The 14877-nt window shown below is 64.7% G+C and carries 10 protein-coding genes and 1 pseudogene; 2 read left to right on the top strand and 9 right to left on the bottom strand.

Annotated elements, in window-relative coordinates:
- Positions 1-93: 93 nt before the first annotated feature.
- The 3 genes from FCK90_RS00395 to fdxA form a co-directional block, all read right to left on the bottom strand.
- On the bottom strand, positions 94-1389 hold the full coding sequence (locus tag FCK90_RS00395; protein ID WP_158032337.1) for a citrate synthase: 1296 nt from the start codon (positions 1387-1389) through the stop codon (positions 94-96).
- 235 nt (positions 1390-1624) lie between these two features.
- The gene (dapC, locus tag FCK90_RS00390; RefSeq protein ID WP_158032336.1) at positions 1625-2788 is read right to left on the bottom strand and encodes a succinyldiaminopimelate transaminase; all 1164 of its coding nucleotides are present in this window, start codon (positions 2786-2788) and stop codon (positions 1625-1627) included.
- Positions 2789-2791: 3 nt separating this feature from the next.
- Positions 2792-3115, bottom strand: coding sequence for a ferredoxin (fdxA, locus tag FCK90_RS00385; protein WP_006214921.1), 324 nt, complete (start codon positions 3113-3115; stop codon positions 2792-2794).
- Between the two features lie 108 nt (positions 3116-3223).
- On the opposite strand from fdxA, the gene FCK90_RS00380 reads away from it, so the two are divergent.
- On the top strand, positions 3224-3583 hold the full coding sequence (locus FCK90_RS00380; protein WP_158032335.1) for a hypothetical protein: 360 nt from the start codon (positions 3224-3226) through the stop codon (positions 3581-3583).
- A 56-nt stretch (positions 3584-3639) separates the two neighbouring features.
- On the opposite strand, the pseudogene FCK90_RS15970 reads toward FCK90_RS00380, so the two are convergent.
- The 6 genes and pseudogenes from FCK90_RS15970 to typA all read right to left on the bottom strand — a co-directional run bounded on the left by FCK90_RS15970 (position 3640) and on the right by typA (position 13858).
- A pseudogene (locus FCK90_RS15970) lies at positions 3640-6764 on the bottom strand (type I restriction endonuclease subunit R).
- On the bottom strand, positions 6761-7984 hold the full coding sequence (locus tag FCK90_RS00370) for a restriction endonuclease subunit S (protein WP_158032334.1): 1224 nt from the start codon (positions 7982-7984) through the stop codon (positions 6761-6763). Before FCK90_RS00370 ends, FCK90_RS15970 begins: the two are co-directional and overlap by 4 nt.
- A complete protein-coding gene (locus FCK90_RS00365; protein ID WP_158032333.1) occupies positions 7981-8943 on the bottom strand; it encodes a virulence RhuM family protein/type II toxin-antitoxin system death-on-curing family toxin in 963 nt (320 codons plus the stop codon). The genes FCK90_RS00370 and FCK90_RS00365 overlap by 4 nt, the downstream gene beginning before the upstream one ends.
- Positions 8940-10508 carry a type I restriction-modification system subunit M gene (locus FCK90_RS00360; RefSeq protein WP_158032332.1) on the bottom strand — a complete coding sequence of 523 codons (1569 nt, stop codon included), beginning with the start codon at positions 10506-10508 and terminating at the stop codon, positions 8940-8942. The genes FCK90_RS00365 and FCK90_RS00360 overlap by 4 nt, the downstream gene beginning before the upstream one ends.
- Positions 10509-10574: 66 nt before the next feature.
- The gene (locus FCK90_RS00355) at positions 10575-11945 is read right to left on the bottom strand and encodes a PIG-L family deacetylase (protein WP_158032331.1); all 1371 of its coding nucleotides are present in this window, start codon (positions 11943-11945) and stop codon (positions 10575-10577) included.
- Positions 11946-11956: 11 nt separating this feature from the next.
- Positions 11957-13858, bottom strand: coding sequence for a translational GTPase TypA (gene typA, locus FCK90_RS00350; protein ID WP_158032330.1), 1902 nt, complete (start codon positions 13856-13858; stop codon positions 11957-11959).
- 162 nt (positions 13859-14020) lie between these two features.
- Here typA and FCK90_RS00345 point away from each other — a divergent pair, with 162 nt between their 5' ends.
- Positions 14021-14779 (top strand): sulfite exporter TauE/SafE family protein, encoded by a 759-nt coding sequence (locus FCK90_RS00345; protein ID WP_158032329.1) that lies wholly within the window; start codon positions 14021-14023, stop codon positions 14777-14779.
- Positions 14780-14877 lie beyond the last annotated feature (98 nt).

Genomic DNA, 14877 nt, shown 5'->3' with positions numbered 1-14877 from the left:
CGGGGCCGTGTCCCCCTGCCTCGTACGGCAGGGGGACACGGCCCCGAAGTCATCTTCTATGCGAGACGGTGCTGCAAGGCCCTCGGGCCGGGCTCAGCGCTGCGGGTAGTCCCGGGCGGTCTCGCCCACGTAGAGCTGACGCGGGCGACCGATCTTGGTCTCCGGGTCCGCGACCATCTCACGCCACTGGGCGATCCAGCCCGGGAGCCGGCCGATGGCGAACAGGACGGTGAACATGCGCTCCGGGAAGCCCATGGCCTTGTAGATCAGGCCCGTGTAGAAGTCCACGTTCGGGTAGAGCTTGCGCTCCACGAAGTAGTCGTCCGCCAGCGCCTTCTCCTCGAGCTTCATGGCGATGTCGAGCATCTCGTTGTTGCCGCCGAGCTTCTCGAGGATGTCGTGGGCATAGCCCTTGATGATCTGCGCGCGGGGGTCGTAGCTCTTGTACACGCGGTGGCCGAAGCCCATGAGCTTGACCCCCTCTTCCTTGTTCTTGACCTTCTCCATGAAGGTGTCCGGGGACAGCCCCTCGTTCTGGATCTGGTTGAGCATCGTCAGCACGGCCTCATTGGCGCCGCCGTGCAGCGGACCGTAGAGGGCGTTGATGCCGGCCGAGATGGAGGCGAAGATATTGGCCCCGGAGGAGCCGACCAGGCGCACCGTGGAGGTGGAGCAGTTCTGCTCGTGGTCCGCGTGGAGCATGAGCAGGACGTCGAGGGCCTTGGCCATCGTAGGGTCGATCTCGTACGTGTCGGCCGGGACGCCGAAGCACAGGCGGAGGAAGTTCTCCGAGTAGTTGAGGTCGTTATGCGGGTAGAGCATGGGCTCGCCCTTGGACTTCTTGAACGCGTAGGCGGCCAGGGTGGGCACCTTGGCCAGCAGCCGGATGGTGGAGATCTCCACCTGCTGCGGATCGTGCGGATCCAGGGAGTCGGCGTAGAAGGTCGACAGCGCGGACACGGCCGAGGAGAGCACCGGCATGGGATGGGCCGAGCGCGGGAACCCGTTGAAGAACATCTTCAGGTCCTCGTGCACCATCGTGTGCGTGGTGATGCGGTGCACGAAGTCCCCGTACTGATCCGGGGTGGGCAGCTCGCCGTAGATCAGCAGGTAGGCGACCTCCAGGAAGTTGGAGTTCTCCGCCAGCTGCTCGATGGGGTATCCGCGGTAGCGCAGGATGCCGTTGTCGCCGTCGATGTAGGTCACGGCCGACCGCGCGTTGGCGGTGTTCACGAAGCCGGGGTCGAAGACGACGTTGCCCGTCTCCTTGAGCAGCGAACTGACGCCGTAACCCTTGTTGCCCTCGGCAGATTCCAGAACGGGCAGATCGAGGGAGCCCCCCTCATAGTTCAACTGGACGGTCTTGGCGTCAGTAGCAGACTCGCTCATGGATGTCCTCCGCGGTGGTAGTCCGTGATCGTGGACCCGGTGGGCCCTTCCTGGCCTCAGCAGGGCTCTTGGTGTGAGCCGGCCGCTGAACTGGCGAGAGGTGGCCGCTACAACGGCGTATCAGCCACGCTGAGTGTCTCAAGACACAGATTCGCTCGTAGTCCAACCTACTCGCTCGGTCAGTCAACGTGCGAATTTCGCCAGCAATACTCTCAGGTGCTAAGCGGCGCGCAGCTCAAGCACCGGCCTGTCCCAGACGCCGGGCGGCGGCTTCGATCCGCTCGTCCGAGGCGGTCAGGGAGACCCGCACGTAGCCGGAGCCGGCCTCGCCGTAGAAGACCCCGGGGCCGACGACGATCCCGAGATCCGCGAATCTGGCCACCGACTCCCAGGTGCCGGATCCGGCTTCCGAGGAGGGACGGCACCACAGGTAGAGACCCGCCTCCGAGTGCTCCACGACCAGGCCGAAGGCCTCCAGAGCCGGCAGGAGGCGCTCACGACGGGCGCGGTAGAGGGCCTTCTGGGCGGTCACGTGGGCGTCGTCGTCCAAGGCGGCGCGCATGGCCGCCTGGACCGGTGCGGGAACGATCATGCCCGCGTGCTTGCGCGAGTTGACCAGGTCCGCCATGAGCGCGGGGTCCCCGGCCAGGAAGGCCGCGCGGTAGCCGGCCAGGTTGGACTGCTTGGACAGGGAGTACGCGCTGAGCAGGAGCGACGGGTCCCCTCCGCTGACCGCGGGATCCAGGACGGACGGAACGGGGGTCCCTCCCCGCTCGACATCCCAGTCACCCCAGCCGAGTTCGGCGTAGCACTCGTCCGAGGCCACCACGGCCCCGACCGAGCGCGCCTGGTCGACCAGCCTGCGCAGGGAGTCTGCCGAGCGCACGATGCCCGTGGGATTGCCCGGCGAGTTCACCCAGACCAGGCGCACTCGGGAGCGGACGTCGTCGCTGAGCTCCTCCAGGTCGTCCGCGGCCACGTGATCGGCGCCCGCGATTCGGGCACCGATGTCATAGGTGGGATACGCGACCGTCGGCCGGACCACGACGTCGCCGGGACGCAGTCCCAGCAGCAGGGGCAGCCACGCCACGAGCTCCTTGGATCCGACGGTGGGCATCACCTGGTCCGGGTCCAGTCCCGCAACGCCGCGGCGTCGTTCGTACCAGCCCGCGATGGCCTCGCGCAGGACGCGCGTGCCATGGGTGGTCGGGTAGCCGGGAGCGTCGGCGGCTGCGGCCAGGGCGTCCTGGATCACCAGCGGAGTGGGATCCACGGGCGTGCCGATGGACAGATCCACCACCCCGTCCGGATGACCGGCCGCCGTCCGCCGGTAGGGCGCCATGGCCTCCCAGGGGTACTCGGGCAGGGACAGGCCGAAGGCGCGTGGCGAATCCGTCACGGATCAGTCCTGGTTCTGCGGCGGCAGTGCGGCGATTCCCGGGTGGTCCTTGCCGGTGTTGCCCAGCCGGGCAGCTCCGCCGGGGGATCCGAGATCGTCGAAGAACTCGACGTTGTACTTGTAGTACTCCGCCCATTCATCTGGGGTGTCGTCCTCGTAGTAGATGGCCTCCACCGGGCACACGGGCTCGCAGGCACCACAGTCCACGCACTCATCGGGGTGGATGTACAGGGAGCGCTCGCCTTCGTAGATGCAGTCGACGGGGCACTCTTCCACGCACGCCTTGTCCTTGACATCGACACAAGGCTGGGCGATCACGTACGTCATAGGGCTCGCGATCCTTTCTCACGTTTGGTTCCGACCCATCCTAAGGCGTCGTCCCAGGTACCCAAGACGGAATGTCATCTAGGAAACATAGGGGCTACTGTGGTTCCCGTGACCGTTCCCCGCTCCCCCGTTGACCTTCTGCGCTCGCTTCCGGTCGGCACCCGTGTCACGGTCCGCTGGGCCCTTCCCGACGACGACGCCTCGGGCAAGCGATTCACCGACTCCATCGGCACGATCCTCGATTCCAGCTTCGCTCCCAGTGTGAACCCGGGGGCCGGTGACGGCAAGGAATCCGGGCCGTCAGGAGCCGGCACCGGCCTGCCTTCGCCGGCCGAGCGGCTACCCGTGGAGACCCTGGTCCTTCAGACCCGCGCGGGCGAGGTCAGCATCCCGTGGACTGTGATCCGGCTGGCCAAACCCGTTCCGCCGCCTCCGCCCCGGCGTGCGCCAAGGGTCCGACGTTCCTGATCGCTGCAGCCCAACGAGAGACTCACCGAGTTCGTCCATTGGACTGTCCAACGGCTTCACGTGCGCTCGTCCCACCCCGCTGTCAGCCCGGAGAATCTCTTGAAGAACGCACTGAGCTTCTCGACGACCCGCTGCTTCTTCTCGCCATGCCCGCCCACCTTGGCGAAGCGGGAAACTGGCGGCAGGACCCGCGTGATAGACGTACCGGAGGTGCGCAATGTCCCCTCCCGGAACGCGTCCCGGATGAATGCGCGAGCTGCCTCGGCACGCAGGTTCTCCTCCGCAATGATGGTCTCGAGCTCCGTCTGCCGCTTGGCCGCGATGAATGCTTGCCATTCCTGGTCGACCGCACGATCCGCCGAGACGGAGTCTACGAAGTCTTCGATGAGGTCCCGCTTATTGCGCAGAGTGGGGCTGGCATCCACCGCTCGCGAGATCTCCGACCGGACCTCTTTGTCCTCTCCGTTGCCGTGCTGCTCCCGGTACTTGTCCACAAGCATCAAGATGTAGTCGACATTGATCTCCACATGTTTGATCAACTCGATCTCGAAGACGACGTCGTCGTTGATGATCTCCTTGTCCGCAGCACGTTCCGTGCGGAACTGCGCGTACAGGTCCAGGTAGACGCTGCGGTAGTCCTGGCCTTGCCGCTCTGTGAGAAGCTCTTCACCCGCGAATTCGTCGAATGATGTGAGGATGTTGTCCAGGCGCAGAACCTGCCCGAACAGGCCGATGAACTCCTTCTGCGCGCTCTCACCCACGATGGGTGAACCCAGCGGGAACGAGGCCATCAGGTTACCGACCTTGTCGGAGTATTCGCGGTGGTACTCACGATACGGCTGAAGGACGACCACCCCGCGCGCTTCCTTGTTGCCGAAGAGTTCCAGCGCCGCGTTGGTCTCCTTCTCAAGGTCACGGAAAGCCACGATATTGCCGTAACTCTTCACCGAGTTGAGGATCCGGTTGGTGCGCGAATAGGCCTGGAGCAGCCCATGGGCCCTAAGGTTCTTGTCGACGAACAGCGTGTTGAGCGTGGTCGCATCAAATCCTGTGAGGAACATGTTCACCACGATCACGAGGTCTAGTTCGCGGTTCTTCAGCCGCTGCGAGAGGTCCTTGTAGTAGTTCTGGAACCTGTCCGCATTCGTGTCGTAGCTGGTACCGAACATCTCGTTGTAGTCCTGGATGGCATCCTCCAGGAAATCCCGGTCCGAATCGGAGAGGACGTCAGTGTCGAATGCCTCGTCCTCCAGGATTCCGTCCTCAGTAGCGCTGTTGGCTCCGTAGGAGTAGATCATGCCGATCTTGAGTCGGCGCTCAGGAGGCAGGTCCTGCTGCTGTAGTTGGAAGTGGCTGTAGTACCGGCGGGCCGCATCGATAGAGGCGGTGGCGAAGATCGCGTTGAACCCGCGCACCCTCTTCCGTCTTCGTACGGCCTCAGCCTGACGCCGGGTTCGGGTGGCCGCCGGGACACTGACGACGACGGAGTGCTCGTAGCTGGAGGATCGCTTGGTCTTCTGATCGAAATGCTCCAGGGTGTACCGCACGATCTTACGGATGCGCTCGGGCGCCAGCAGCGCTCTCTCCGTATCGATCGCCGGCACTTCCTTGTCGGCGACTGCTCCGACCTTGATCGTATTGACGTAGTCGATGCGGAAGGGCAGGACATTGCCGTCGGTGATCGCGTCCACGATGGTGTACGTGTGCAGCTTCTCGCCGAATGCCTGCTCGGTGGCTTCAACTGCGGGTTCCCACCGCTGCCACTGTTCGAGGAGAAGATGGGAGTGCCCGTGAAACCGAACAGGTTGTAGCGCTTGAATGACCCGGTGATGTCGGTGTGCATGTCACCGAACTGGGAGCGATGGCATTCGTCGAAGATGATCACCATGTGCTGCCCGTAGACCGGGTGGCCCTTGTTGGCCCTGATGAACGTGGACAGCTTCTGGATCGTCGTGATGATGATCTGTGCGCCCGGATCCTCCAGTTGCTGCTTCAGGATCGCGGTGGAGGTATTGGAGTTGGCCGCGCCCTGCTGGAAGCGGTCGTATTCGCGCATGGTCTGGTAGTCGAGATCCTTGCGGTCCACGACGAACAGGACCTTGCTGACGCTCGGCAGCTTCGACGCCAGCTGTGCTGCTTTGAAAGACGTGAGCGTCTTGCCGGAGCCCGTGGTGTGCCACACGTATCCGCCCGCAGCCACCGTGCCGAGGCTCTTGTAGTTCGTGGCGATGTCGATCCTCTGCAGAATCCGCTCGGTGGCCACGATCTGATACGGGCGCATGACCAAGAGCAACTGATCAGCGGTCAGCACGCAGTATCGGGTCAGGATGTTCAACAGCGTGTGCTTGGCCAGGAAGGTCTTGGCGAACGAGCCCAGGTCTTGAATCGGCTTGTTCGTCGCATCGGCCCACCAGGATGTGAACTCGAAGCTGTTCGAGGTCTTCCGGTCCTTCCCGGGCCTCTGGCTCTCCTTGAGGTGCTGGCTGCGCGTGGTGTTCGAGTAGTACTTGGTCAGCGTGCCATTGCTGATCACGAAAAGCTGGACATACTCGAAAAGACCGGAGCCAGCCCAGAAGCTGTCCCTCTGGTATCGGTCGATCTGGTTGAAGGCCTCACGAATATCCACTCCGCGGCGCTTGAGCTCGATGTGGACCATGGGCAGACCGTTCACCAGCACGGTTACGTCATAGCGATTCGCGTAGCGCCCGCCGGCACTCCGAAGATCCGCAGGGTCGGCTCGGTCGATCTCGTACTGGTTGATGACCTGCAGCCGGTTGTTGTGGATGTTCTGCTTGTCCAGAAGCGTGATGTTCTTGGTCGACCCATCGTCACGCCTGAGCAGCTGGACGTGATCCTCCTGGAGGCGCACTGTTTTCTCGGCGATACCGTCGTTCTTCCCGGCAATCCGCTTTGCGAAGAACCCCTGCCATTCCGCATCCGAGAACGCGACCTGGTTCAGCGCCTCCAGTTGGGTCCGGAGGTTCGCCACGAGCTGTTCCTCGGAGGTGATCGGTAGATACTCGTATGCCTGGGACCCCAAGAGCCGGATCAGCTCGCGTTCCAGCGCCGCCTCCGACTGGTATGCAGTTTCTGACTTCTCAACCGCCACATACTCCGCAACAACCGTGCTCTCTGTTGAGACGGCAATGGGGTCGTATTTCCTGCCGAGGGCATCACTCACGCCGGGGCCTCCTCAAAGGTCAAGAGCTTGTCCCGGTAGTACTCATACTGCTTGCGGCGAGCAGCAAGCTCGGCGGGAAGGCCGATGCTGATGTCGTTGACAAGCGCGTCGAAACGATCCAGAAGTCCAACGACGCGCTCTTGCGCATCACGTGGCGGGAGCGGGATCTTCACTGACCGTACGATCTCCGCATTCAGATTTTGGACGGTGCCAGCGCCTGCACGACGTTTGAACTCCTCCTGTACCGGAGCCGAACGAAGCAAGTAGTAGAGGTAGTCCGCGACGTACGATGCCTCAAACCCTTTGATCGCGAGCCAACCGTCATGGATGTACCCCTCAATTTTCGAGATGTAGGGGCGCCCAAAGCTCATTGAGTTGGAGAGCACGAAGTCGCCAGGCATCACCCTTCGCGATTTTGCGGCGCCCTCGAGTGTGACGCGCAGGCTGGTTCGCGTGATGTACTTTCCGTCCGCCGGAACATCGCCGATCTTGATCCACGGTGCACCGCTCGGATCTTCGGTTATGAACTGCTGGATTGGGCGTGGGGACGCACCACGAACGATCGTCGCGACGTCTCCGAACCTAACGCAAGGAACATCCCGATCTACTGTGAGCAGCTCACCTGCATAATAGTCGTACTGTGCGCGACGGGCTTCCAGCTCTGCTTCCAGCTCTGCTTCCAGCTGAGTGAACTGATCCAATACTCTCACGATTTCACGCTGCACTTCGAGAGGCGGTATGGGAATTCGTACCGTTGCCAGCTTCTTCGCGGAGACGTCGATAACTTTTGTGCCCGTCGCGAGCTTTCGCTTTTGTACATAAAAGTCCACCGACGCGAACCAGTATGCGAGGAACTTCGGATCCTGATCATGCTTGATCACGGTGGCATGACCGCCCGTGACGATTGCTTCAGTACCGAGCCAGGCAACCGCCTTCCCAACATCGTCGATGTTCTCGCTAGTATTCGTGATAATAATGTCACCAGGGTCTGCCTTGGCGAGCTTCGCAGCCTTCTCCGGCGAGACGAATGACAGCGTCTCGGACGCCCACACCCCGTATCGTGTGTAGATCTGCCCATAGTGGATGGCACCCACGCCCTCACAGACAAGATCCGCCTTCGGCATCCCGTTGCCACGAACGAACTCACCAACATCACCCAGCGCCTTGAACTCGACACCCTTCGGCGCGAAGTCCGCAATCAGGTCATCGATGCGGCTCATGCTGTGCCCTCAGCGATCATGCGGATGAGCAGGGCGATCATCAGTTCTTTTTCCTTGGGGTCGCTCATGGCGACCATGAGTGTGATCGCGGCAAGCGCGTTGTTCGTGATGCGTGGTGTGCTGCCGGTGCCAGCGAGTAGTCCGTTGCGAGCGAGGAACGTGACGAACAGTGCGGCGCCGCTACGCTTGTTGCCATCCGAGAGCGGGTGGTCTTTGACGACCAGATAGAGCAGGTTCGCGGCTTTCTCCTCGGCGGTCGGGTAAACATCCCTGCCGTCGAAGCTCTGGTAGATCGCGCCGATCACGCCATCGAGCGTGTGCCCTCGTTCCTGCCCGAACAGGCCATCATCGGGGAACTCCATCGCCACGCGCGAGATGACCGATCGCGCCTCGTCGAGGGTGAGCATCCAGCCTGGAACCATGCCGGGAGTGGCGTCGATGCGTCCTTCGTCGTAGTCGCGCAGCAAGGTGAGACCGGGGAGGTACTCCGCCAGCACATCGGCAACGCCTGCGACCAACTCGTCACTGGAGCGAGCGAGGATCTGCACGATGGTGCCGAGCTGTTCGAGCCGATGCTCGTTGATTGCATAGCCCTGCACGAGGTAGTCGCGGAGCCGCTCGGTGGCCCAGATGCGAAACTGCGTGGCGACCTTGCTCTTGACCCGGTAGCCGACCGAGATGATCAGGTCGAGGTTATAGAACGGAACCTCGCGGGTGACCTGCCGTGAGCCCTCGGTGCGAACCTGTCGGGATTTCCGACAGGTTGACGTCTCGTCGAGCTCACCCTCCTCATAGATGTGCTGGATGTGCTCGACGATGTTGGTGCGAGAGGTCTGGAACAGCTCTGCGATCTGCTGCTGGCTCAGCCACACGGTCTCCGCGTCGAGGCGTACCTCGATGGCGGGGGCGCCGTCATCGCGCTGGTAGAGGATCACCTCGCCGGAAGGCTCGTCCGTCATGCGGTGCCTCCTTCCAGATCTGCGACAATGGCGTCGATGGAAGTGCGGAGCTCGGCCTGGCGGGCGACGATGCGTCCGATCTCGGCGTTCAGTTCAGTGATATCGATGACTTCGCGGGTGTCCTCCTGCTCGACGTAGGAGGACACGGCGATGTTGTAGTCGTTCGCAGCGATGTCCTCGTTGGGCACGAGCCTTGCGACGTGGTCGACGTTCTGCCGGGTGGTGAAGGTGTTCAGGATGTGCTGCTGGTTCGCCGGCAGCATCTTGTTCTTGTTCCCGACGCGGGAGAACTCCGCCGAGGCGTCGATGAACAGCACCGCGTTGTCGGCCTTCGATTTCTTGAGCACGATGATGCACGTGGCGATCGTCGTGCCGAAGAAAAGATCCGGCGGCAGTTGGATCACGGCATCGACGAAGTTGTTATCGATCAGGTACTTGCGGATCTTGCGTTCCGCGCCGCCTCGGTAGAGCACACCGGGGAACTCGACGATCGCAGCGGTGCCACTCACGGCGAGCCACGACAGGATGTGCATGGTGAAGGCGAGGTCAGCCTTCGACTTCGGGGCGAGAACTCCAGCGGGAGAGTACCGCTCGTCGTTGATCAGCAAAGGGTTCGCGTCTCCCTCCCACCGGATGGAGTACGGCGGATTGGACACGATGGCATCGAATGGCTCGTCGTCCCAATGCTGCGGATCAGTGAGCGTATCGCCATGCGCGATGCTGAACTGTTCGTAGTTCACATCGTGCAGGAACATATTGATCCGCGCCAGGTTGTAGGTGGTCAGGTTGATCTCCTGGCCATAGAAACCGCCCACGTTGCCCCACCCGAGCACTTTGCCGAACTTCAGCAGCAGGGACCCCGATCCGACAGCGGGATCGTAGACCCGGTTGACGCGAGTCTTACCCGCCACGGTGATCCTGGTCAGGACCTCGGAGACTTCCTGCGGTGTGTAGTACTCACCGCCGGACTTGCCCGCCTGAGAGGCGTACATCTGCATCAGGTACTCGTAGGCATCCCCGAACAGGTCGATCGAGTTGTCCTCGAAATTGCCGAGCGGGAGATCCCCGACCGCATCCAGCAGCTTGACCAGCTTCTGGTTGCGCCTGGCCACGGTGCCGCCGAGCTTGGCGCTGTTGACATCCAGATCGTCGAACAGGCCTTTGAGATCCCCCTCGCTTGCCGTGCCATGGGCGGAGGCCTCGATGTTCTTAAAAGCACGCTCCAGCGTCTCGTTGAGATTCTGATCCCAGGGAGCCCGCGCACGGACGTTGGCGAAAAGATCACGAGGGAAGATGAAGAACCCCTTCTCGGCCACCGTGTCGCGCATTGTCATCTCAGCCCGGTCATCAGGCATCTCGGCGTAGTCGAAGTCCAGATTCCCCGCGTCGTGCTCGTCGTTGTTGATGTACGCCGTCAGGTTCTCCGAGATGAAACGGTAGAAGAGCATGCCCAGCACGTAGCTCTTGAAGTCCCACCCGTCCACGCTGCCCCTGAGGTCGTTCGCGATCCTCCAGATCGTTTTATGCAGCTCGGCTCGCTGAGCCTCCGTGGTGGTGGGGACCATGTCTCATCTCCTACGCCTTCATCGGCGTCTCTAGGCTTTTGGGATCCCACTCACGATAGCGGGAGACTACCGGTCGCTCAGGTGCACGCGCCGCCGGCGCCACCAGCGGCCCACGACCACCACGGAGAACAGGGTGGCCAGCAGGATGCCGCCGAACCAGCCCAGACCCACCACGCCGATCGCCGAATCGGTGGAGAGGACGATCAGCGGTGAACCGGGTCGACCGAAGGCCAGCACGAAGGCCACCGCGTAGGCGAGCACACCGGGCAGGGCCGCGGCCCACATCCGGCGCGTGGTGGTGCCGGACCAGATCGACATGCTGACCAGCAGGGCCAGGGCCAGGACCAGTCCCCAGGGGATCGTCAGGCCCGGCAGGACTCGCCAGATGTTGCCGTGCACACCGGTACCGAGGACTCCGGCCAGCAGGCCGCCCACGACCGCGACAACCAGGCTCACACCCGGGGAGGAGCGTTCCAGCGGGTCCCGGGCCGGGCGCTTGGTCTCGAGGGTTCCCGCGGCCAGCCGGAAGGTCTCCACTCCGCTGATCCGCTGCGAGACCCCGTTGGAGAGGGCGAACCTCAGGTCCTGCGGATCGATGGGAAGCGTCACCTGCGTCTCGTGGGCCTCCAGGGCCACGCGTTTGGCGGCGAGATCGGCCGGGGAGGATTCCACCACGGCCTGGGGCCGGGAGTCTCCGGCGGAGAACTCCCCCTCGATGGCCCAGGTCAGGGGCACGGTCCAGCCGTCACCGCCGGCCCCCGGGTCATGGGCGAGCTCGACCGCGCGCAGCGCGGCGCGGCCCGTGTAGACGTGATCGGGGTGACCGTAGCCGCCGTCGTCGTCGTAGGTCACGACGGCGGCGGGACGGATCGCGCGGATGGCCGCGGCGATATGCGCGGCGGCCTCGTCCAGGGGCGCGGCCGTGAGAGCCGCCGGGGAGACATCGGGCGCCGCCTGGGCACGCCCGTCCGCACCCCAGGACATCCCGGAGTCCAGGTAGCGGTCCCGGCCGCTGGAGAGCCCCGCGGCGGGATCGACGGCCGGGGCCTGCCCCGCGAAGAACTGCTCGCCCACGCCCAGGGCCGCGCAGGCGGACGCCAGCTCCCCGACGCGGTAGTCGCCGAGGGCGGTGCCGTCGTCGGTGCACCCCGGCTGGCCGACCTCCAGGTGCCGCAGGCGCTCGGGGATGACCTCTCCCCGCTCGCCGCGGGTCATGGTCAGCAGCGAGAGCTGCGCCCCCTCACGGGCCAGCTGCGCCAGGGAGGCCCCGGTGACGATGGTCTCGTCGTCGGGGTGGGCGTGGACGTAGAGCACCCGTGCGCCCACCGGGGAGACCCCGGGAGGAAGCAGCGAGCGGGCGGCGTCCGGCAGCACCGCCGTACCCTGCTCGGGGTACGACGGCGTCGACCGGGAGGGGTCCCTCTGCACACCCTGCATGGACGGAACGGTCAGGCGCGTGCGCGCTGGCGGGCGGCCTTGACGCGGTCGTTGCCGTCGAGGATGACCTTGCGGATGCGGATCGCCTCCGGGGTCACCTCGACGCACTCGTCCTCGCGGGCGAATTCGAGCGACTCCTCGAGGGTCAGGATCTTCGGCGGGGTCAGGTTCTCGAAGTTGTCCGCCGTGGAGGAGCGCATGTTGGTGAGCTTCTTCTCCTTGGTGATGTTCACGTCCATGTCGTCGGCACGGGCGTTCTCGCCCACGATCATGCCCTCGTAGACCTCCTGCGTGGGCTCGACGAAGATCGTGCCGCGCTCCTGCAGGTTGATCATCGCGAACGGGGTGGCCGCACCGGCGCGGTCGGCCACCAGGGAGCCGTTGGTGCGGTACTCGATGGTCCCGGCCCACGGCTCGTAGCCGTCGGAGTAGGAGGAGGCGATGCCCGCGCCGCGGGTCTCGGTGAGGAACCGGGTCCGGAAGCCGATCAGGCCGCGGGAGGGAACCTTGAACTCCATCCGCACCCAGCCGGTGCCGTGGTTGGTCATCCCCTCCATGCGGCCCTTGCGGGCGGCCATGAGCTGGGTGATGGCACCCAGGAACTCCTCGGGGGTGTCGATGGTCATGTGCTCCATGGGCTCGTGCAGCTTGCCGTCGACCTCCTTGGTCACGACCTGCGGCTTGCCCGCGGTGATCTCGAAGCCCTCACGGCGCATCTGCTCCACGAGGATCGCCAGGGCGAGCTCGCCGCGGCCCTGGACCTCCCAGGCGTCGGGACGCTGGGTCGGCAGAACGCGGAGGGACACATTGCCCACCAGTTCTTTGTCCAGGCGGTCCTTGACCTGGCGGGCGGTGACCTTGGCGCCCTTGACCCGGCCGGCCATGGGCGAGGTGTTGATCCCGATGGTCATGGAGATCGCGGGGTCGTCCACGTGGATCAGCGGCAGCGGCTGCGGGTTCTCGGGATCGGTCAGGGTCTCGCCGATGGTGATGTCCTCGATGCCCGCCACGGCCACGATCTCGCCCGGGCCGGCGGACTCGGCCGGTTCGCGCTGGAGGCCTTTGGTTGCGAGCAGCTCGGAGATGCGCACGTTCTTCAGATCCCCGCTCGCGCGGGCCCAGGCGACGGTCTGGCCCTTCTTGAGGGTGCCGTTGAAGATGCGCAGCAGGGCCAGGCGGCCCAGGAACGGGGAGGCGTCCAGGTTGGTCACGTGCGCCTGCAGCACGCCCTCGTCGTCGTAGGACGGAGCGGGGATGTGCTCGATGATCGTCTTGAACAGGGGCTCGAGGTCCTCCGTGGCCGGCAGTTCGCCGTCGCCGGGGTTCTCGGTCGAGGCGCGGCCGGCCTTGCCGGAGGCGTAGACCACGGGGACGTCCAGGACGGCGTCGAGGTCCAGGTCGGGATGGTCCTCGGCGATGTCGGAGGCCAGGCCCAGCAGCAGGTCCATCGACTCGCCGACCACGGCCTCGGAGCGCGCGTCCGGGCGGTCGATCTTGTTGACCACCAGGATCACGGGCAGCTTGGCCTCCAGGGCCTTGCGCAGCACGAACCTGGTCTGGGGCAGCGGACCCTCGGAGGCGTCCACCAGGAGCACGACGCCGTCGACCATGGACAGGCCGCGCTCGACCTCGCCGCCGAAGTCGGCGTGGCCGGGCGTGTCGATGACGTTGATGGTGATGGTCTCGCCGTCGGCCGAGGGGCCGTCGTAGAACACGGTGGTGTTCTTGGCGAGGATGGTGATGCCCTTTTCCTTCTCGAGGTCGCCCGAGTCCATGACGCGTTCCTCGACCTCGCCGTGTTCCGAGAAGGCGTGGGTCTGCTGCAGCATCGCGTCCACGATGGTGGTCTTGCCGTGGTCGACGTGGGCCACGATCGCGACGTTGCGGAGGTCGGTTCGCTGGACAGTGCTCATTCGCAGTGAGGTCTCTCTGTGGAAATCAGGGGTTGGCCGGACGGCCTGCGGAAGTCTACCCCCGTATACCCCGCGCAGGGCCGGGATGTGAGTGGGAGTACGGTGGATCATGGGGGTTTCCCCCCGCCGACCCACCGCTTCCGTCCCGCTCCCGAGGTGTGCATGCTCTCCGATCTGTCCATGGCCTCGATGCTCCTGGCAGCCGGGGCCATCCTGATCGGATCCGCCCTCCAGCGCCTCTCGGGCACCGGGGTCGGCCTGGTGGTCACCCCGGTGCTGTCCCTGCTCCTGGGACCGCTCACGGGGGTGCTCATGACCAATGCGACGACGACGGTGTCCGGGTTCACCATCATGCTCTCCGTCCGCAAACGGGTGCAGTGGAAGCGGGCAGCCGTAGTGGTCGCGGCGGCCCTCCCCGGAGCGGTGCTCGGTGCCTACCTGGTCCTGTGGCTTCCCGCGGCCTGGTTGCAGATCATCATCGGCACGCTGGTGCTGCTGGCCCTGGTGCTGACCGTGAGCACCCCGCGCCTGCCGCACGTCCGGGCCCGGACCGCGCTTCCCGTGGCGGGCGTGATCGGCGGGGTCCTGAACACGACGGCGGGCGTGGCGGCTCCGGCCATGGTCATCGCCGCCCGGCTGGCCCGCTGGGAGCAGAGGGCGTTCGCGGCGTCGTTGCAGCCGATCTTCATGTTCATGGGGCTGTACTCGGTTCTCGCCAAGACGATCATCGGGGCCGGGACGGTGCAGCTCCCGCCGTGGTGGGTGCTGCCCGCCGTCGTCGCCCTGGTGCTCGGCGGGGTGGGGATCGGCGCCGCTCTGGAGACCAGGGTCCCGCCCTTGAAGGCACGCACCCTGACCATGCTGATCGCGGGCGCGGGCGGCGTGGCAGCGGTGGTCAAGGGCATCACCACGCTGCTCTGAGGTCGGTGACTACCCCGCTCCTCATACCGGGGCACGACGCGACCGGGACCACAAATAGCACTTGGGGCCGATGCGTGGAGGCGAGCTGCGGGACATCC

Origin of the sequence: Kocuria coralli (genome assembly GCF_008831305.1) — a bacterium.
Taxonomy (GTDB): Bacteria; Actinomycetota; Actinomycetes; order Actinomycetales; family Micrococcaceae; genus Kocuria; species Kocuria coralli.
The sequence above is the reverse complement of the archived record's forward strand: the minus strand, read 5'-3'. Positions and strand labels throughout refer to the sequence as shown.

What these genes read in the sequence shown, in the direction of transcription:
- FCK90_RS00395 (WP_158032337.1), bottom strand. Translation starts at nt 1,389, where the DNA reads ATGAGCGAGTCTGCTACTGACGCCAAGACCGTCCAGTTGAACTATGAG.
- fdxA (WP_006214921.1), bottom strand. Translation starts at nt 3,115, where the DNA reads ATGACGTACGTGATCGCCCAGCCTTGTGTCGATGTCAAGGACAAGGCG.
- FCK90_RS00370 (WP_158032334.1), bottom strand. Translation starts at nt 7,984, where the DNA reads ATGAGCCGCATCGATGACCTGATTGCGGACTTCGCGCCGAAGGGTGTC.
- FCK90_RS00365 (WP_158032333.1), bottom strand. Translation starts at nt 8,943, where the DNA reads ATGACGGACGAGCCTTCCGGCGAGGTGATCCTCTACCAGCGCGATGAC.
- FCK90_RS00360 (WP_158032332.1), bottom strand. Translation starts at nt 10,508, where the DNA reads ATGGTCCCCACCACCACGGAGGCTCAGCGAGCCGAGCTGCATAAAACG.
- FCK90_RS00355 (WP_158032331.1), bottom strand. Translation starts at nt 11,945, where the DNA reads ATGCAGGGTGTGCAGAGGGACCCCTCCCGGTCGACGCCGTCGTACCCC.
- typA (WP_158032330.1), bottom strand. Translation starts at nt 13,858, where the DNA reads ATGAGCACTGTCCAGCGAACCGACCTCCGCAACGTCGCGATCGTGGCC.
- FCK90_RS00345 (WP_158032329.1), top strand. Translation starts at nt 14,021, where the DNA reads ATGCTCTCCGATCTGTCCATGGCCTCGATGCTCCTGGCAGCCGGGGCC.